At 64.3% G+C, this 18,271-nt stretch carries 19 protein-coding genes; 13 read left to right on the top strand and 6 right to left on the bottom strand.

The annotated features are described in order from the left end of the window. The first annotated feature begins 52 nt into the window (after positions 1–52). Positions 53–709: an NAD(P)-binding oxidoreductase gene (locus ACIQT2_RS06705; protein WP_402944745.1), complete on the top strand. Its 657-nt coding sequence runs from the start codon at positions 53–55 to the stop codon at positions 707–709. Positions 710–794: 85 nt separating this feature from the next. Beyond that, the gene (locus ACIQT2_RS06700; RefSeq protein ID WP_400269526.1) at positions 795–2,366 is read left to right on the top strand and encodes a Na+/H+ antiporter; all 1,572 of its coding nucleotides are present in this window, start codon (positions 795–797) and stop codon (positions 2,364–2,366) included. A gap of 24 nt (positions 2,367–2,390) precedes the next feature. On the opposite strand, the gene ACIQT2_RS06695 is transcribed toward ACIQT2_RS06700, so the two are convergent. Next, complete coding sequence (locus ACIQT2_RS06695; RefSeq protein WP_402944742.1) at positions 2,391–3,608, bottom strand: ROK family protein; 1,218 nt, start codon at positions 3,606–3,608, stop codon at positions 2,391–2,393. 232 nt (positions 3,609–3,840) lie between these two features. Between ACIQT2_RS06695 and ACIQT2_RS06690 the strand changes: the two genes are divergently transcribed. From ACIQT2_RS06690 to ACIQT2_RS06670, 5 genes are all read left to right on the top strand, one after another. Beyond that, on the top strand, positions 3,841–5,112 hold the full coding sequence (locus tag ACIQT2_RS06690; protein ID WP_402944740.1) for an ABC transporter substrate-binding protein: 1,272 nt from the start codon (positions 3,841–3,843) through the stop codon (positions 5,110–5,112). Between the two features lie 23 nt (positions 5,113–5,135). Continuing rightward, positions 5,136–6,080 carry a carbohydrate ABC transporter permease gene (locus ACIQT2_RS06685; RefSeq protein ID WP_402944738.1) on the top strand — a complete coding sequence of 315 codons (945 nt, stop codon included), beginning with the start codon at positions 5,136–5,138 and terminating at the stop codon, positions 6,078–6,080. Further along, complete coding sequence (locus tag ACIQT2_RS06680) at positions 6,080–6,976, top strand: carbohydrate ABC transporter permease (RefSeq protein WP_402944735.1); 897 nt, start codon at positions 6,080–6,082, stop codon at positions 6,974–6,976. The genes ACIQT2_RS06685 and ACIQT2_RS06680 overlap by 1 nt, the downstream gene beginning before the upstream one ends. A 73-nt stretch (positions 6,977–7,049) precedes the next feature. Further along, the gene (locus ACIQT2_RS06675; protein WP_402944732.1) at positions 7,050–8,804 is read left to right on the top strand and encodes a glycoside hydrolase family 13 protein; all 1,755 of its coding nucleotides are present in this window, start codon (positions 7,050–7,052) and stop codon (positions 8,802–8,804) included. 13 nt (positions 8,805–8,817) lie between these two features. Further along, on the top strand, positions 8,818–9,771 hold the full coding sequence (locus tag ACIQT2_RS06670) for an aldo/keto reductase family oxidoreductase (protein ID WP_402944730.1): 954 nt from the start codon (positions 8,818–8,820) through the stop codon (positions 9,769–9,771). Positions 9,772–9,863: 92 nt separating this feature from the next. Here the strand turns inward: ACIQT2_RS06670 and ACIQT2_RS06665 are convergent, their stop codons facing one another. From ACIQT2_RS06665 to ACIQT2_RS06645, 5 genes are read right to left on the bottom strand one after another with little or no spacing between them, the layout of a single operon-like run. Beyond that, positions 9,864–10,787 (bottom strand): TauD/TfdA dioxygenase family protein, encoded by a 924-nt coding sequence (locus tag ACIQT2_RS06665; protein ID WP_400329009.1) that lies wholly within the window; start codon positions 10,785–10,787, stop codon positions 9,864–9,866. Positions 10,788–10,841: 54 nt separating this feature from the next. Beyond that, positions 10,842–11,744 carry an ABC transporter permease gene (locus ACIQT2_RS06660; protein WP_402944727.1) on the bottom strand — a complete coding sequence of 301 codons (903 nt, stop codon included), beginning with the start codon at positions 11,742–11,744 and terminating at the stop codon, positions 10,842–10,844. Beyond that, positions 11,744–12,628 carry an ABC transporter ATP-binding protein gene (locus ACIQT2_RS06655; protein ID WP_402944724.1) on the bottom strand — a complete coding sequence of 295 codons (885 nt, stop codon included), beginning with the start codon at positions 12,626–12,628 and terminating at the stop codon, positions 11,744–11,746. Before ACIQT2_RS06655 ends, ACIQT2_RS06660 begins: the two co-directional genes overlap by 1 nt. A 2-nt stretch (positions 12,629–12,630) precedes the next feature. Next, complete coding sequence (locus tag ACIQT2_RS06650) at positions 12,631–12,810, bottom strand: hypothetical protein (RefSeq protein WP_402944722.1); 180 nt, start codon at positions 12,808–12,810, stop codon at positions 12,631–12,633. Positions 12,811–12,830: 20 nt separating this feature from the next. After that, on the bottom strand, positions 12,831–13,691 hold the full coding sequence (locus tag ACIQT2_RS06645; protein ID WP_402944720.1) for an ABC transporter substrate-binding protein: 861 nt from the start codon (positions 13,689–13,691) through the stop codon (positions 12,831–12,833). A 380-nt stretch (positions 13,692–14,071) separates the two neighbouring features. On the opposite strand from ACIQT2_RS06645, the gene ACIQT2_RS06640 reads away from it, so the two are divergent. The 6 genes from ACIQT2_RS06640 (at position 14,072) to ACIQT2_RS06615 (ending at position 18,263) form a co-directional block, all read left to right on the top strand. After that, the gene (locus tag ACIQT2_RS06640) at positions 14,072–14,935 is read left to right on the top strand and encodes an HpcH/HpaI aldolase/citrate lyase family protein (RefSeq protein ID WP_400329021.1); all 864 of its coding nucleotides are present in this window, start codon (positions 14,072–14,074) and stop codon (positions 14,933–14,935) included. A gap of 2 nt (positions 14,936–14,937) precedes the next feature. Further along, complete coding sequence (locus ACIQT2_RS06635; protein WP_402944716.1) at positions 14,938–15,858, top strand: DUF2797 domain-containing protein; 921 nt, start codon at positions 14,938–14,940, stop codon at positions 15,856–15,858. Positions 15,859–15,889: 31 nt separating this feature from the next. After that, on the top strand, positions 15,890–16,114 hold the full coding sequence (locus ACIQT2_RS06630) for a DUF3188 domain-containing protein (protein ID WP_400329027.1): 225 nt from the start codon (positions 15,890–15,892) through the stop codon (positions 16,112–16,114). 61 nt (positions 16,115–16,175) lie between these two features. Then, positions 16,176–16,637 carry a MaoC family dehydratase N-terminal domain-containing protein gene (locus tag ACIQT2_RS06625; RefSeq protein WP_402944714.1) on the top strand — a complete coding sequence of 154 codons (462 nt, stop codon included), beginning with the start codon at positions 16,176–16,178 and terminating at the stop codon, positions 16,635–16,637. Further along, the gene (locus ACIQT2_RS06620) at positions 16,637–17,071 is read left to right on the top strand and encodes a MaoC family dehydratase (protein ID WP_402944711.1); all 435 of its coding nucleotides are present in this window, start codon (positions 16,637–16,639) and stop codon (positions 17,069–17,071) included. The genes ACIQT2_RS06625 and ACIQT2_RS06620 overlap by 1 nt, the downstream gene beginning before the upstream one ends. A gap of 124 nt (positions 17,072–17,195) precedes the next feature. Then, the gene (locus ACIQT2_RS06615) at positions 17,196–18,263 is read left to right on the top strand and encodes a UDP-N-acetylmuramate dehydrogenase (RefSeq protein WP_402944708.1); all 1,068 of its coding nucleotides are present in this window, start codon (positions 17,196–17,198) and stop codon (positions 18,261–18,263) included. The last annotated feature ends 8 nt before the right edge of the window (positions 18,264–18,271 follow it).

Below are 18,271 nucleotides of genomic sequence, written 5' to 3'. Positions count from 1 at the left end.
GGCCTTTTTTGTTGCCGCGCCGCGTGGGGCCGATCTGGGACAGAATGGGTGCATGAGCCGAATCGCAATCATTGGCGGCCACGGCAAGGTGGCCCTGCATCTGTCCAGGATTCTTAGTGGCGAAGGTCACGATGTCACGTCGTTCGTGCGGAATCCCGATCATGTGGCTGATGTCACGGAAACCGGGGCCGCCGCCGAGGTCCTGGACGTGGAAAGTTCGACGACGGCGGAACTCGCCCAGGCGCTCGCGGGCCATGACGCCGTGGTCTGGTCGGCGGGTGCCGGGGGAGGCAACCCGGAGAGGACGTATGCGGTGGACCGGGACGCGGCGATCCGTTCCATGGACGCAGCCGCCGAAGCCGGCGTCAACCGCTACGTGATGGTTTCCTACCTCGGCGCCGCGAAGGACCACGGAGTCCCCGAGGACCACGGATTCTTTGCGTACGCCGAAGCCAAGGCGGCCGCCGACGACTACCTGCGAAATACCTCGCTGGACTGGACGGTGTTGGGCCCAGGGGCACTGACGGATGTGCCGCCGACGGGCCTGATCGAGGTGGATCCAGCGAACCCGGACGACGGTACGCAGACTTCCCGGGCCAATGTGGCCCTGGTGGCGGCTGCGGTCCTGGAACTTCCGGACACAGTCCACCGCACTATCAGGTTCAAGGACGGTGCCGTGGACGTCGTGGACGCCCTGACCGGGGAGTGAGGCCCGGCCCCCGGGATATGTTGGTAGGGAACTTTCGCGGCCGGGTCCGCTGAAGTACCGGACATACTCATGGGGAAGCGGGACTATGGATCAATTGGCGCTGATTATCGGATTGCTGCTTGCAACGGTGGTGGCTGTTGGTTTGGGGGACCGGCTGAGGCTTCCCTACCCGGTGCTGATGCTGCTGCTGGCGGTGGCCCTGACGTTCATTCCGGGGTTCCCCGAGTTTGAGATCTCCCCGGAGCTGATCCTCCCCATCTTCCTTCCGCCGTTGCTTTTCGCCACGGCACAGAAGAGTTCCTGGGCCGTGTTCCGTGTGCGGTGGAGGACGTTGCTGCTCATGGCCGTGGCCCTGGTGGTGGTCTCCACCGCAGCAGTGGCGGGAGCCGCCTGGCTCATGATCCCGGGGATCGGTATTCCTGCGGCGATCGCCTTGGGCGCCATGGTGGCGCCGCCGGACCCCGTGGCGGTGGAATCCGTTGCCGGCCGGGTCCATATGCCGCGTCGATTGATCACTGTGCTGCAGAGCGAGGGATTGTTCAACGACGCGGCCGCCATTGTGATCTTCCAGGCGGCAGTGGCGGCCACACTGGCCGGCAGCGAGGTAGGCCCGGGAATCATCCTCCAGTTCGTCATCGGCGCGGCACTCGCCGTGCTGATCGGCATCGCCATGGGCTGGCTCACCAAGGTCATCACCAAGCTGGTGTCCTCCATGGTGGCCAGGAGCGCTGTGACGCTGGTTGTTCCGTTCGCCGCGTACATCCTGGCGGAAGAGCTGCACGCCTCAGGCGTGGTGGCCGTCGTCGTCACGGCCTTGGAGCTGCAACGCCACGCCCGGCCGCAGGACGCCGCCGAGCGGGTTACCCGGAACGCCTTCTGGGATGTGGTGGAACTCCTGGCCACGGGACTGGCGTTCGGTTTGGTGGGCCTGGAGATCCGTCACGTCATCCGGGATGAGGGCACAGCCATCTTCGGCATGATCGGCATGGCCGTGGTGATCTGCGTGCTGGTGTTCGTGGTGCGCTACCTCTGGCTGGGTCTCTTGGCGCTGTCTGCCAACAGGCGCCGGAACCTCCTGCAGCCTACGACGCCGAAGGAAGTACTCATCCTGACGTGGTGCGGCATGCGCGGGCTTGCCACCCTGGCCCTGGCGTTGGCGCTTCCGCTCACCCTCCCGGACGGCAGCGATTTCCCGGCCCGGCACGAGATCCTGGTGATTGCCTGTGCCGTGCTGCTGGCCACGCTGGTGGTGCCGGGGCTGACACTTCCATGGCTCATGCGTGTCCTCAAGGCCACCGAGGATGGCTCGCACGAAAAGGACGCGGCCCGGTTGCTGGCCAAGCGTGCCCAGACGGCCGCGGTGGCGGCACTCAAGGAGCACGACCTCATGAAGGAGTTGCCGCCGGAAAAGGTGGCCCTGGTCAAGGAAAAGATGCGCCGCCTGCACGCCGAGCTGCTGGATGGAACGCTCAAGAACGAGTCCGCCGCGGAGAAGCGCGAGCGTGGCCGGGAATTGGCCATCACGGTGCAGACCATCGCCTTGGACGCTGCCAGGCTGGAAGTGGTGCAGGCCCGCAACGAGCCGGGGACGGATCCGGAGGTTGCCGACCGGGTGCTCCGGCAACTGGACCTGCGGACCATGTCCATGCCGGAGTAGGCCGGAGCCTCCAGCGGGGTGGTGTCAGGAAGCCCGCTTTGGCAGGGACGAAGGGGAGAGATCCAGTGCGTGCTCTTCCACGTAGTCCAGGGCATGCCGGATGGCTCCGAGCGAGACAATGCCTTCCCCCAGGGTGGACGTGGCCAACCTCGGGGGAGTGAAGGTGAACTCCGGCAGGTGTTGCTGGATGCCCGGAAGCAATGTCCTCGCGGAGGCTGCCACCCCTCCGGCGAGCACCACGAGTTCCGGGTTGACCAGCGTGCTGATGGAGCCGATGACCCTCGCCATGCGCAATGACACCCGGTCCAGGGCGCTGAGGGCGGCACCGTCTCCATCGGCCGCTGCTGCGAAGACCATCTCGGCGGTCAGGTCATCCGGGTTGCCGCCACAGAGTCCGCGGAGGGTTGTCCCGTCCGCCTCTTCCATGGCTTCTCGGCCCGCCAGGGCGGCGTAGAAGGCGATTCCATACGTGTTACCCACGCCGTCCACGTTGTCGAGGAATCCCAGTTCACCGAAGCCGCCCACCTGGCCGTGGAGGAGACGGCCGGATTCCAGGATCCCGGAACCCAGGCGGTCTCCGGCCAGCATGACCACCAGGTTGTCCACCCCCTGGGCCGTCCCTTGCCATCGTTCGGCCAGGGCCGCGAGGTTGGCGTCGTTTTCGAGGAGAACATGCCACCCGTGGCGCTCGGACACGGTCCGGCGGACGTCGAAGGATTTCCAGAATTCCTGGACGGTGAGGACTTCGCCCTCCCGGCTGACGGGTGCGGCCACGCCAACCGATACTGCCAGGACGGAGTCCGCAGGAACCCCGGCCTCCTGCAAGGCGTTGGCTGCGATCTTGTCCAGCACGTCGGCGCGTTCGGCCGCGGAGACGTTGTACGTCCGGAAGGGCATGGTGACCTGCGAGAGGGGGTTTCCGGCCATGTCGGCGACGATCGTGGTGATCTTGTTGGCGCCGATGTCGATGCCCAGGACGCTGGCGGCGCCGTCGTCGAACACGAAACGCCGGGCCGGGCGTCCCTTGACGTAATCGCCCGCGCCGCGCCGGTTCTCGAGTTCCCGAAGCCAGCCGAGCCGGACCAGCTCGTCGCAAATGGAAATGACGGTTGCCCGGGAGAGTCCCGTCCGGGCCATCAGCTCGGTTCCGGTGACAACCCCTGCCCCGCGCATGGCCTTGAGCATTGCCCCGGCGTTGAGCCTGCGGACCAGCTGGGTTGAGGGCGCCGTTCCAGTGAGCATGGTGTGTTCCCACCTTTCCTGGCCGCCGGGGGAGAGAGGTATCGGCCTCTCTAAATTTAGTACATAAATTTAGACTTCGCCGTGTTACGGCTCCGGGCTTGACGGTGTGGCGGCCCTCACATAATACTTGCGACAGGTAATAAATTTATCTCCTATCTAAAATCCCGGGGTGGTGTCGCGCGCCATCACCCCGTTGGCATGCGGCAGAGGGGCCGCACGACGAAAGGATCACGTGTCTGTGAAAGTGACACGCAAGAAACGTTGGGCCGCCATGGGCCTTGGGCTGGCATTGCTTGCCGGTCTTCTTTCGGGATGTGCAGGAGAGCACGGGAAGGAAACCATCCGCTTCACCTTCAGCAAGCGGGAAGCGATTGGTTTCATGACCAAGCTCGTCTCCGAGTACAACGCCTCGCAGGACCACACGGAAGTGGTGCTGGATACGTCCGGCGTCGATGTGGTCTCGGCAAGCTTTGTCCGCGGCAATCCGCCGGACATCGCCTTGGCGAACTACAACATGGAGACTTCGCGCTTCGTCCAGCGGGGTGCGTTGAGCGATCTCTCCGGCACGGGTGCAGCCAGCCGCGTCCGCGAAGACCTCCAGCCGCTTATGGACCAGTACGGTTCCTACCCCGGCCGCACCAGTGCCCTGCCATATTCGGTGATGGCCTCCTCGGTGATCTACAACAAGCAAATCTTCGCGGCCAACAACATCAAGGTGCCTACCACCTGGAGCGAGCTGATTGCCGCGTGCGAGAAGCTCAAAGCTGCCGGAGTGACGCCTTTCTATGCCACGTGGAAAGATGACTGGACCATCGCCCAGGGCTGGTTCGACTATGCGGTGGGTGGCCAAGTGGACACACTTGGCTTCTTCGACAAGCTGGCCTCCGAAGGTACGGCCGTTGGATCCGGCTCCGAGGCTTCGTTCCAGAAGGATTTTGGCCAGCCGGTGGAAAAGATGCTGACGCTGGCCAAGAAATACGTCAACAAGGACGCTGCCAGCAGGGCTTACGGGGATGGAAACCTTGCCTTCTCCCAAGGCAAGGCTGCCATGTACCTGCAGGGGCCGTGGGCTTTCAGCGAAGTGGCCAAGACGGCTCCCAACCTGGAACTGGGAACCTTCCCGCTCCCCATGACTGACAACCCGCAGGACCTGCGCGTCCGCGTCAATGTGGATCTCGCTGCGTGGATTCCGGAGGCGTCCAAACACAAGGACGCCGCCCGCGACTTCCTGGAGTACCTGTACCGACCCGAAGTCATCGACGCCTACAACCAGTCGCAACTGGGTTTCACGCCCACCAAGGACGCTGCCGGCGCTGCCGATCCCCGGATAGAGGGAATGGTGAAGTACTACGACAACGCCCAGGTGTACCAAGGGCCGTCCGTGCTGGTTCCCAAGACCATCCCGATCATGAACTACACCCAGGCGCTCGTGTTTGGCGCAGACCCCACATCCACCCTCCGCACACTCGACGCAGACTGGGCACGCCTGGCCTTCCGCCAGTAGCGCAGACACAGGGAGCCAGATAAATGTCCGTCCTTACCACTTCAACGTCACCCAAACGCCCCGCGAGTGGACGCAGTGCCCAAGCGAATCCCGCACCCACACGCCGTCGGCCCCGGAGGGTCGAGCCGATCTTCTACCTGTTCCTCCTGCCGAGCCTTGTTCTTTTCACCTTGGCGATCACCGTGCCCGGCGTCATCGGTATCTTCTTCAGCTTCACCGACTCCATTGGAATCGGCGACTGGGAGTTCGTGGGCCTGACCAACTACATCGCCATTTTCAGCGACCCTGCGATCCTGCAGAGCTACCTCTTCACCTTCGGGTTCTCGATCGTCACGGTGATCGTGGTGAACGTGATCGCGTTCCTGCTGGCTGTGGGACTGACCTCCCGCGTCCGGATGAAGTCTGCGCTGCGGACCGTCTTTGTCATTCCCATGGTGGTCTCCGGCATCATCATCGCCTACGTTTTCAACTTCCTCTTCTCCAATTCGCTCCCGGCGCTGGGCTCGGCCGCCGGGATTCCTTGGCTGGAAGGCAGTCTCCTGGCCAATCCGGATCTCGCCTGGGTCGCCGTCGTGTTGGTCACTGCCTGGCAGGCTGTCCCCGGTTCCCTGCTGATCTACATCGCGGGTCTCGTGGCCGTTCCCGGCGACGTTTACGAGGCTGCGGAGCTCGATGGTGCCGGCAAGGTCCAGCAGTTGCTGAAGATCACCCTCCCGCTCGTAGCGGGATACGTGGTCATCAACGTCATCCTGGGGTTCAAGGGCTTCCTCAACGCCTACGACATCATCGTGGGGCTGACCAACGGAGGTCCGGGGACCTCAACGCGGAGCATCGCCATGACCGTCATCACCGGCTTCAACGGTGGCGACTACGCCTACCAGATGGCCAATGCCACCATCTTCTTCCTGGTGGCGATCGTTATCTCCCTTGTCCAGCTTTCCCTGACCCGCGGACGGAATGCCCTCTGATGAGCACACAAGCAACCCTCGGACGTGAGGGCACCACCAAAGCCGCCGACAGTACCCGTCGGTCAGCCAACAGGCCGGAACGGATCAACTGGTCCGGAACCACCATCCTCATCCTGTGCGCGGTAACGGTCCTGTTACCCCTCTACGTCACGGTATCCATGGCGTTCAAGACGCAGGCCCAGGCCGTGGACGGCAACGCCTTCTCCTTGCCTGCTCCCTTCAGCCTGGACGGTTTCGTGCAGGCCTGGAGCCTGACCAACTTCCCGGTCGGCGCGGCAATGTCCTTGCTGGTGACCGCGGGAACAGTTGTCGCCACCATTGTCCTGGCAGCGTTCGCCTCCTATGCGATTGTCCGGAATTGGGACCGCCGCCTCTTCCGGTATTCGTTCTTCTACCTTCTGGCAGCCATGTTCATCCCCTTCCCGGTGGTGGCCCTGCCGCAGATCCAGCTGACCGGTCGCCTGGGCCTGGATAATCCGCTCGGCGTGATCCTCCTGGCCACCATGTTCCAGTTGAGCTTCAGCGTGCTCCTGTTCACCGCCTTCCTCCGCTCGATCCCCATGGAGTTGGAGGAGAGCGCCAGGATCGACGGGGCAACCACGTGGCAAACGTTCTGGAAGCTGATCTTCCCGCTGCTGGCGCCCATGAGTGCAACTGTGGGGATCTTCGCCTTCCTCTATGCCTGGAACGACTTCATGATGCCTTCGCTGATCATTTCCGATCCTGCGCTGCAAACCCTTCCCGTGCGGCAAAGTCTGTTCCAGACTCAGTTCAGCAACAACTACCACGTGTCCTTTGCGTCCTACTTGATGGCCATGGCTCCGGCGATTGTTGCCTACCTGTTTACGCAGAGATGGGTCATGGCGGGCGTGACCCAGGGAGCCGTCAAGGGCTGAGTGTTGACCTGCCGGGCCAGCCGTCAGATACTGGTTCGGGAACTAAATTTAGAATCTAAATCAAAGGAGTTTCGTGAGCACCTCCGCCACCAAGGCAAACCTGTCCCACTCCGACCGCATGGCCGACCCCAACTGGTGGCGCCAGGCGGCGGTGTACCAGATCTACCCGCGCAGCTTCTACGACGCGAACGGTGATGGGCTGGGCGACATCAAAGGCATCACTGCCAAGGTTCCGTACCTGAAGGAACTTGGCGTCGACGCCGTGTGGCTGAGCCCGTTCTACCCCTCCGCGCTCGCCGACGGCGGGTACGACGTGGACGACTACCGCAACGTGGACCCCAAGCTTGGAACGCTGGAGGACTTCGACGAGATGGCCGCAGCCCTGCACGCAGCAGGCATCAAGCTCGTGGTGGACATTGTGCCCAACCACTCCTCGGACCGGCACGAATGGTTCAAGGAGGCCCTGGCCTCGCCGAAGGGGTCCGCGGCCCGCAACCGCTACATCTTCCGCGACGGCAACGGCGAAAACGGCGAATTGCCGCCGTCGGACTGGGACTCTGTTTTCGGCGGCCCCATCTGGGAGCGCATCACCGAACCTGATGGCACACCCGGCCAGTGGTACATGCACATCTTCGCCAAGGAACAACCGGACTTTAACTGGGAAAACCCGGAAATCCGCGAGGACTTCCTGAAGACCCTGCGCTTCTGGTCCGACCGTGGCGTGGACGGCTTCCGGATCGACGTTGCCCACGGCATGGCCAAGGACCTCTCCGAGCCGATGCCCATGAAGGCTGACCTGGCTGCCAAGGCACACAACACCGATGGCTTCACCGACGGTTCGCACCCCTTCTGGGACCGCGACGAAGTCCACGAGGTCTACGCTGAGTGGCGCAAGCTCTTCAACGAGTACAACCCGCCACGCACCGCCGTCGCCGAAGCCTGGGTCCACGAGTCCCGCCGTGCCCGCTATGCCAGCCCGGAAGGACTTGGCCAGGCGTTCAACTTCGACCTCCTGCAGTCGGACTTCGACGCCGCCTCCTTCAAGAAGATCATCACGGACAACCTGGTCGCCGCCAAGGAATCCGGCGCGTCTTCCACGTGGGTCTTCTCCAACCACGACGTCGTCCGCCACGCCACCCGCTACGGGCTGCCGAAGGGTGGGTCCGTAGCCCAGGGAACCAACGCAGCGCAGGACATCACCGGCACCGAGCCCAAGGGCCAGGATGGCAAGGGCTGGCTGCTCGCGGGTGCCCCCGCCGACGAACTGGACATCGAGCTTGGCCTGCGCAGGGCACGCGCTGCTTCGCTGCTCCTGCTCGCGCTCCCCGGTTCGGCGTACCTGTACCAGGGCGAAGAGCTCGGCCTCCGCGAAGTCACGGAAATTCCCGACGCCGAGCGCCAGGATCCGTCGTTCTTCCGCAACAAGGGCGTGGAGATCGGCCGCGACGGCTGCCGCGTTCCGCTGCCCTGGACCCCGGAAGGTTCCGCCTTCGGTTTCGGCGGCGACACGGCCCACCTGCCGCAGCCTGCCTGGTTCAAGGACTACGCAGTATCCACCCAGGAGGGCGTGGAAGGCTCCACGCTGGAGCTGTACCGCAAGGCTCTGCGCCTCCGCAGTGAACTGCAGACGGACGAAGAACTCGAATGGGTGGAGACCGGCAACCCGGACGTGCTGCACTTCAGCCGCCATGGTGGCTGGGAGACGGTGACCAACTTCGGAACGGAAGCCTTCGAGCTTCCGGCGGGGACCGTCGTCGTCAGCAGCGGACCGTTGGAAGACGGCAAGCTGCCCGCCGACACCACGGCGTGGGTAGTCCGGGACGCATAGGCATCCCTGGAAGATGACTGAAACGAACGGGCGGGGACGCCTCATTTACGGTTGCATGGGACTCGGTGGTCCGTGGGACGGCACATCCTACGGCGCCACGGAGATCGACCAGGCTGCTGCCGTGATCGAAGCCGCGCAGGGCATCGGGATCGAACTGTTCGATCATGCCGATATCTACCGCAGCGGCAAATCGGAGGCCGTCTTCGGGGAAGTCCTCGCCCGTTCGCAGGGTTTGCGGGAATCGGTCCAGCTTCAGACCAAGTGCGGAATCCGGTTGGGGGAGCGAGGTTTGGATACCCACTACGACCTCAGCCGCGAAGCCATCTTGGAGCGGGTCAACCAGAGCTTGAAACGGCTCCAGACGGAGTACGTGGATATCCTCCTGCTGCACCGGCCGGATCCCCTCATGGACGCGCGCGAGGTGACTGACGCCGTCGGGCAGTTGATGGCCGAAGGCAAGGTGCGGCAACTGGGTGTGTCCAACATGTCCGGGGCTCAGATCGCCTACCTGCAGGACCGGCTGGAGACGCCCATCGTGGCCAACCAGTTGGAAATGAGCCTGCTTCGCCGGGATTGGCTGGAGAGCACGGTGCTGGTCAACCATCCTGAGGGCACCGCGTACAGCTTCCCCCATGGAACGCTGGAGCATTGCATGGCAAACGGGATCGAGTTGCAGGCCTACGGTTCCCTGGCGCAGGGGCGTTACACGGGTGCCGGCGGACAAACCCCCGCTGATACAGCAACGGCAGCAATGCTGGAACGGTTGGCGGGGGAGAAGAACACCACTCCTGAATCCGTCCTCCTGGGCTGGCTCATGAAGCACCCTGCGGGCATCTCGCCGGTGGTGGGCACCACCAACCCGGGCCGGATCGGTGCCTGCGCCCAGGCCATCGACGTCGCAGAGAACATGTCCCGTGCCGAGTGGTACGGCCTCTGGACCGCTGCCCGCGGAAGCAATCTCCCGTAAACCCAACTGAGTCGCAGTAGTGCGCGTTATGAGAGCTCAAAACGCGCTTAACTGCGACTCAGTTGGGTGACAACAGCAACACATAAGGCCCCCTACGAAGCGTCAGCCACCACGGAGTAGGTGCTCGAATCGCCCTGGAGGGACTGGCTCAGCTTGCCGTCCACACCCACCGGGATGTCACCGGCAATGGTCACGCGGTTCAGCTTGCGCGGCTGGCCGTCGTAGTTGTCCGGAGCGTAGTGCTGGGTGATCCTGTTGTCGAACAGCACCACCTGGTTGGGTTCCCAGTTCACGCGGACCACGTTCTCCGGACGGGTCACGTAAGCCTGCAGCAACCGGATGATGTCCTTCGACTCAGTGTTGGACAGGCCCACAATCCGCAGCCGCTGCGCGAAGCCCCCAATGAACAATCCGCGCTCGCCGGTCAACGGGTGTACACGTACCACCGGGTGGGCCGTCTCGAACTTCAGGCGGGTGAACTCCTTGCGGCGTTCCTCGGCGTTGGCGTGCTCCAGGTTCTTGGGCACGGAGTAGTCGTAATCATTGGTGTGGATGGCCCAGAGGGTATCCGCGAAGTTGCGCAGTTCCTCCGGCAGGTCCTGGTAGGCGCCGGCCGAGGAAGCAATCAGCGTCTCGCCGCCGTACGCCGGGAGGTCGATGCTCCGGAGCGTCGAAGCCTGCGGCGGGTTCACCACGAACGTGACATCCGTGTGCCAGTTGTTGGCCGAACCGTTCTCGCTGTCCACGGGCAGGACGTTCTCCTCGCCATCAACCGACGCCACCGTGGGGTGCGCCTTGGTCAGCGGACCGAAGTGCGAGGCGAACTTCACTTGGGCCTCGTCCGTGAGGATGTTTGCCTCCCTGAACACCAAGGCTTTGTGCTCGTTGAGGGCGGAACGGATCTGTGCGACGGTCTCCGCGCTGAGGTCACCGGAGATGTCGAGTCCACGGATCTCGGCGCCGATGCGGGAGCCCAGCTTGGCAAATTCGAGCTTGGTTTCGGTAATGACAGTCATGGTTCTTTCCTTTTCTTTCGGTGATGGTGTGGCGAGGTGCCACGGGTACAAAAATCAGGCGGCAGAACCAACGGCGGTCCGCCAACGGGAGAAGTGCCGTTCCAGGGCGACCAGCAGGAAATTCACGGCGAGCCCCAGCAGGGACACGGTGAGGATGCCCGCGTACATGTCCGGGATGAGGAAGCTGCTCTGCGCGTTCACGATCAAGTAGCCCAAGCCAGCCTTGGCTCCCACCATTTCCGCAGCGATCAGCACCAGGATGGACGCGGTGCCGGCCATGCGGATACCGGTGAAGATGGTGGGCACTGCAGAGGGCAGGATGACCTTTTGGAAGAGCCGGAAGTTGTTCAGTCCCAGTGAGCGTGCGGCCCGGATGAGCAGGGGATCCACGGTTTTGACGCCGGCGATCGTGTTGAGCAGCACCGGGAAGAACGCAGCGTAGGCCACGATGCTGATCTTCGATTCCTCGCCGATGCCCAGCAGCAGCGTGAACACCGGCAACAAGGCCAGCGCGGCAGTGTTGCGGAACAGTTCCAGCAGCGGGTTCAGGACGGCGTTCAGCTTCCCGTACCAGGCGATGAGCAGGCCCAGCGCCACACCCGCCACCAGTGCAGCACCGAATCCGGCAACCGAACGGGTCAGGCTCGCGGCGATGTGCCCTTGGATGGTCCCGGCATCGAACAGCTTGCCCCAGGCTGCGAGGACTTCATGCAGCGGCGGAAGGAACACCCGCGTGGACGGGCTCGCCAGGTACGTCGGCCCGAGTTCCCACAGTGCCAGGAAGGCAAGGACGGCCGCGGACTTCCACGCCGCCGATCCCGCAACTGCGGTGACGCGGCGCGCCACGGCGCGGACCGGCGTCGTGCGTTCCGCCTCCACACGGACTGAAGGTTCGACGGCGGCAGTCGGCTGGGGTGCGGCGGCTGCGGTTTCTGCGTGCGTCAGGGTGGTCGTCATCAGGCCGCGCTCCTTTCAAGGGTGGTTGGTTCGTCGGGGGCACTGCCGTCCGGCAGGATCTTGCGGTGTCCGGCATCCTGCGCTCGCCGGACCTCGTCGTGGAGGAGTGTCCAGACCTGGTGCCGGTGCTCCACGAAGGCCGGGTTGGAGCGGATGTCCTCGTCTCCGGCGCGGTCCGGAATGTCGATGTCCACGATTTCCTTGAGCCGGCCGGGCCGGGCGCTGAGCACGGCAACCCGTTGACCCAGGTACACGGCCTCGTCGATGCCGTGCGTGATGAAGATGATCGTCTTGCCGGTGGCCTTCCAGATCCTGAGCAGTTCGTCCTGCAACTGCTCGCGGGTTTGTGCGTCCAGGGCCGCGAACGGCTCGTCCATCAGCAGGATGTCGGGCTCGTAGGCCAGGCTCCGGGCAATGGCCACGCGCTGCTTCATGCCGCCGGAGAGCTCGTGCGGGTAGCGGTCCTCGAAGCCCGCCAACCCTACGAGTGCAAGGTACTCACTGGCTTTGGCAGCACGTTCCCGGCGGCTCAGCTTTTTGCCGTCGGGTCCCTTGCCTTCGAGCCCAATGGACACATTGGCCGAGGCCGTCCGCCACGGGAAGAGTGCGTATTGCTGGAACACCACGGCGCGGTCCTTGCCCGGTCCGGTCACGGGTTTGCCGTCCACCAGGACCTCTCCCGAGGTCGGCGTGGAAAGGCCCGCCAACAGGTCCAGCAGGGTGGTCTTGCCGGAGCCGCTGGGCCCTACCAAGGTGAGGAACTCGCCGTCGCGCACGTCCAGGCTGAGCCCATCGATGGCCGTGAGGCGGGAAGCGGGTGCTCCTTTCGTGGCGCGGACGGTGAATTCTTTTGTGACGTCTTTCAGGCTGATTTTCGCGGTCATTGCTATCCCTTCGTCGTTCCGCTGGAAGCCGTGGCGCTGGCCGCAGGCTGCTTGGCAAGATCGTTGAAGTCGTTGGTGTAATACTTGGACGGCGTCAGGTTGCCCTTGACGATGCCCGAGGAATTCAGCCACGCCTCCCAACGGGTGAAGTCCTCATCCTTGATCACGCCGTTGTTGGGCACGCCTGGGCTCTTCCAGAACTTCAGGTTGGCCGTGCTTTCGTTGCGTCCACGGCTTTCGATGATTTGGTGAAGCGTGCGATCACTTCCTCACGCGGCGTTTCCGTGGCCCACTTCAGGGCTTTGGCAATGGCGGTGGTGAACTCGCGGGTGGTGTTCGGGTTCTTTTCGATGAAGTCGTTCCGGAGCACGATCTGGCCGCCGGCGAACGTCCCAAACAGCTCGTAGTCGTTGAACAGGGACCGCAGCCCGCCGGCTTCGATGGCCCGGTCCTGCAGCACGCCGCCCAGGGTTCCGGCGTCAACCTGTCCGCGACGGATGGCTTCCTCGGTGTCGTTCGGCGGCAGCGGCACCAACTGGACCTGCTTGATGTCGTCTTGGCTGAGGCCGTTCTTGGTGAGGTAGGTGTTGATGACGGCCTCATGGTGGGCGCCCAGGGTGTTGACGGCGATCTTCTTGCCGATCAGGTCCCGGGGTCCTTTGATGTCGCTGTCGGCTTTGACGTAGTAGCCGCTGAAGTTCTTGGCGTCTGCGCCGTAGTAGTTGATGACGCCCTTCACGGGTGCGCCGGCTTCGATGAGCTTGGTCACCGCGCCGGTGAACGCCCCGCCAAAGTCGGTCTGGTTGGTCGCCGCCGACTGGATGTCCTGCGGACCGCTGGTGGTGTTGCCCACCCAGTTAAGCTTGATGTCGCCCAGGTAGCCCAGGTCCGCGGCGAGCTCCGGGAAAGTGACCTGGTTGGCCCAGCCCTGGTAGCGGAGTTCCTTGACTTCGGGGCCCGCTTGGCTGGCTTGACCGGCGTCGGCTGAACCGCCGCAGCCGCTCACCGTCAGCGCTAGTACGACGGCGGCCGCGACGCTCAGGAGGGGCAGTTGCAGTTTCATGGGAGCTACTTTCGGGTGGTTGGTTTGTGGTTGGGGAAGCCATCTGCGAAACGGCTTGGGAACGATGAAAGCCCATTTCGACGGCGGCAGGGAAGCGATCCGGTAACGGCCGGAAACGCGGGGAAACAGCGGGCAACGCAATGAAATCCGGGGCCACCGGAGGCAACGGGAAGACACAAAGTCCTCTGGTTGAGCCGCGTGAAGGCTGTGTTCCGCGAGGTGACGTCCGGCGACAGGCAGGACCAAAGCGACTGGCCCGTACCGGCGTCGGGCAGTCATACTGCGGGACCCCACAGCAATATGGGGTTTAGTTCGTATTGATCCTCACAACCGGGCGCAATTCTTCGCCCCGCGGGCCGGTGGGCGGATACGGTAGATACATGACGTCTAGCATCGCCGCCGAGTCCGTTCGGCCTACCCGCAACATTCCTGCCGATATCGCCCGTTCCTGGCTCCTCGTGAACGCCATGAAGACGGAGCTTTTTGACGAATCGGCGGGCTCGCGTGCAGACGCCATCATCCTTGACATCGAAGATGCCGTTGACCCGTCCCAGAAGGACAAGGCCCGCGAGAACGTGGTGAACTGGCTGGCCAACGGCGGCCAGGCCTGGGTCCGCATCAACGACGCCACCAGCCCGTTCTGGGCCGACGACCTCGCAGGCCTGCGCGGCACGCCCGGCCTGCTCGGCGTGATGCTGGCCAAGACCGAATCCGCGGACCAGGTCACCGAGTCTTACCACCGCATGGACGGCAAGACCCCCGTGATCGCGCTCGTGGAGTCCGCCCTCGGCATCGAAGAGGCCAACCACATTGCCCGCGCCCAGGGTGCGTTCCGCCTGGCGTTCGGTTCGGGCGACTTCCGTCGCGATACCGGCATGGCGGCAACCCCGGAGGCCATGGCCTACCCGCGGGCCAAGCTCGTGGTCGCCAGCCGCGTCGGCAACCTGCCGGGCCCGATTGATGGCCCCACCGTGGGCACCAACCACCCGATCCTGCGCGAGCAGACCGGCATCACCGTGACCATGGGCATGACCGGCAAGCTGTGCCTGGCCATCGACCAGACCACCGTCATCAACGAGGTCATCAGCCCCACGCCGTCCGATGTCGCCTGGGCCACCGACTTCATGAACGACTTCGAAGCCAACGGCCGCGTGATCCGCGACGGCTCGGACCTCCCGCGCTTGGGCCGTGCCGAGAAGATCATGAAGCTCGCGGTGGCCTTCGGGGTCCAGCCTTCGCTGTAGGCATGCTCGTCCACGGCGTCGTCTGGGACTCGTCCGCCCCAGCGTTGCGCCTCCACACTCCTGCCGGGGAGTTCAGTGACCTTGCGTTGGCCCAGGGATCATCCCTGGGCCTGCGCGTTATCCCGGGGCTGTGGTGCCTCGGCCACGTCAAAGTGCATGGGCCAGGGGATCGGACCCACGTTCCCTGCCGCAGTTCTTCCCCTGCCGAACGAGGCAAGCAGTGTGGCGCCTGCTTTGCCAAGGACGATTCCCGGCTCATGCACGACTTCCACCGCGGCGGTTCCGTCCCGCCCGGGCTTCGGGCCTACCTCATGCAGCCGCACTGGCTCTACGTCGCCACGTTTGCCAATGGCGCCACCAAGATAGGGACGGCGTCTGCTCCGAGAAAGTGGAACCGGCTCGCCGAGCAAGGAGCCGTTCACGCCTCCTACGTTGCTAACGCCGAGGACGGCCGGATTGTCCGTGTACTCGAAGACCTCGTGACGCGGGACCTGGGGCTCGTCCAGCAAGTCCGCTCCGCTGCCAAGGCGACCTCGCTCGTGGAGCCGCGTCCCGGCGTCGAACTCCAAGCGATCAACCGGAAGCAGGCCGCCAGCGTGCGGGAATTGCTGGGTGGCTTGGCCATGACCGGTTACACGGTTGTGGAGGAAGAGTGGGAGCGCCCTGCTTTGGCCGACCGGCTGTGCAACGCCCGCGCCTCCGGCGCCATCCGCCACGCCTACCCTGCAACGTTCGACGACGGCGGTCACGGACTGCGGGTCCGCTCGCTGTCAGGGGCTATCGCCTTGGCCGGGCTCCCGGACGCTTCCGGCGTTGAGGTGGAGGGCAGCTTCGTCGCAGACCTCGGAGCGCTGAAGGGCCGCAGGATCGAACTCGGCCAGCACGTCACGGAGATCCCCGCGCTGCAGGACTCCCTGTTCTAAGGCGTTGAGTGGCCGCCGGTAGACTTGGACGGTGCTGAACGAATTCTGGGCCTCTGCCTCCACCGGGTACAAAGCGCTGGTCTTCAGCGCCATGGGGCTGATCGCCGTCGGACTGATCCTCTCGATCGCAGGCAATACCTCCGGAAACCAAGGGCTCGCGCTGGCCTCGCTGCCCGTCATTGGCCTGGGCCTGGTGCTCCACGTAGTGGGCCTGGTGGTCCGCGGCCAGAAGATCCGCAAGAGCTACAAGAAATAACCGCTTCATCAGGCGGTATCGGCGCTGCATCCGGCAGTGGCTGGCCGATAGGGTTGGAACCATGAGTATCAATCCGGACCTGCAGGGCCGAAGCTACCCTGCCGCAGAGGTTTACGACGTTGGCCGTGAAAAGATCCGCGAGTTCGCGAAGGCCGTGAAAGCCACCAATCCCGCGCACTTCGACGTAGAAACGGCGCGCGCCTTGGGCCACCGCGACCTCGTTGCGCCGCCGACGTTCGCCATCATCATTGCCCAGCGCGCCGACGCCCAACTGGTGGAAGACCCCGAGGCCGGGATCGACTTCTCCCGAGTGGTCCACGCCGACCAGCGTTTCACGCACCACCGCGCCATCGTGGCCGGCGACCGGCTGGTGGCCGAGCTCCATGTGGACGGTGTCCGCGCCATGGGCGGCGGTGCCATGATTACCACGCGTTCGGAAATCTATGCTCTGACCGACGTCGACGACCGTGAGAAGGTAGCCACTACCACCTCATCCATCCTGGTCCGCGGAGAGGGACAGTAATGCCAAAGTTCGAAGACCTGTCAGTCGGCCAGGAAATTGGCTCCACAAGCATCGAGGTCACGCGCCAGGACCTGGTCAAGTACGCCGGGGCATCCGGTGACTTCAACCCGATCCACTGGAACGAAGCCTTCGCCACCTCCGTGGAACTTCCGGGCGTCATCGCACACGGCATGTTCACCATGGGCTCCGCAGTGCAGCTCGTGAGCGACTGGGCAGGCGACCCTGCCGCCGTCGTCGATTACCAGACCCGCTTTACCAAGCCCGTCCTGGTCACCGACACCACCGGTACCACTGAGGCGGGAGCCGTCATTGACGTCACAGGCGTCGTTGGCGCGCTCGACGCCGAGGCCCGCACCGCCCGCATCGACCTGACCGTGGTTGCCGCCGGGCAAAAGGTCCTCATGAAATCCCAGGCGGTTGTCAAGGTCGCCTGACCCAGCGCCGTACTGCAACGCAGCGGCGCGCCACCACGGCAGGAATGCCAGGTGGCGCGCCGCTGTTGTTGCCCCTACGCGGCCAGCGGCGGAGCCCGCTGCCAATCCCCGTTAGGCTTGATGGGTGACCCAGACGCTGCTTTCCGAACTGACCACGGCTGCTGTCGGCGGCCCCGCAGGTACCTATGTGGAGGCCCATACCGAGGCTGAGATCATCGACGCCGTCCGGTCGGCTGACGCTGCGGGGGAGAAGCTGCTGATCATCGGCGGCGGCTCCAACCTCCTCGTTTCGGATGCAGGCTACCCCGGGACGGTCCTCAAGATCGCCTCCGAGGGGTTCACGGTGGACTCCGAGGACAGCTGCGGGGGAGTGTCCTTGGTGGTCCAGGCAGGCCACAACTGGGATGCCCTGGTTGAATACACCGTCCTTCATGCCTGGTCAGGCCTCGAAGCATTGTCCGGGATTCCCGGTGCCACGGGCGCTACGCCCGTCCAGAACGTGGGTGCCTACGGTGCCGATGTCTCGCAGACCATCGCCTCGGTCCGTACCTGGGACCGCGAACGCCATGCCGTCCAGACTTTCACCTCTTCCGAGCTGGAGTTTGGCTACCGTGATTCCATCCTCAAGCAGACCACTGTGGAGGGCTCGCCGCGATACGTGGTGCTGACGGTCGAATTCCAGCTGGCACTGGGCAGGATGAGTGCTCCGATCCGCTACGCCGAGCTGGCCCGCGTCCTCGGAGTTGAGGTGGGCAAACGCGCCTACGCCAACGATGTCCGCCGCGAAGTCCTGAAGCTCAGGGCGTCCAAGGGAATGGTCCTGGACACCGAAGACCGTGACACCTTTTCCACGGGCTCGTTCTTCACCAACCCGATCGTGCCGGCCGAGCAGGCTGCGCAGTTGCCGGAGAACGCGCCCAAGTACCCGGCGGGGAGCGACGGACTGGTGAAGCTTTCCGCGGCTTGGTTGATTGACCAGGCGGGATTCACCAAGGGCTTCGGGCTGGAGGAGTCGAGTGTTTCCGGTGGCCGGGCCTCCCTGTCCACCAAGCACACCCTGGCCATCACCAACCGCGGCTCAGCCCGTGCCGCAGACATGGTGGCGATCGCCCGCGAGGTGCGTGCCGGCGTCGTGGACCGCTTCGGAATCGAGCTCCACCCGGAGCCGCTGCTCATTGGGGTAGAGCTCTAGGGCTTTCC

The organism is Paenarthrobacter sp. NPDC090522 (assembly GCF_044769225.1).
Classification (GTDB): Bacteria; Actinomycetota; Actinomycetes; order Actinomycetales; family Micrococcaceae; genus Arthrobacter.
The sequence above is the reverse complement of the archived record's forward strand: the minus strand, read 5'-3'. Positions and strand labels throughout refer to the sequence as shown.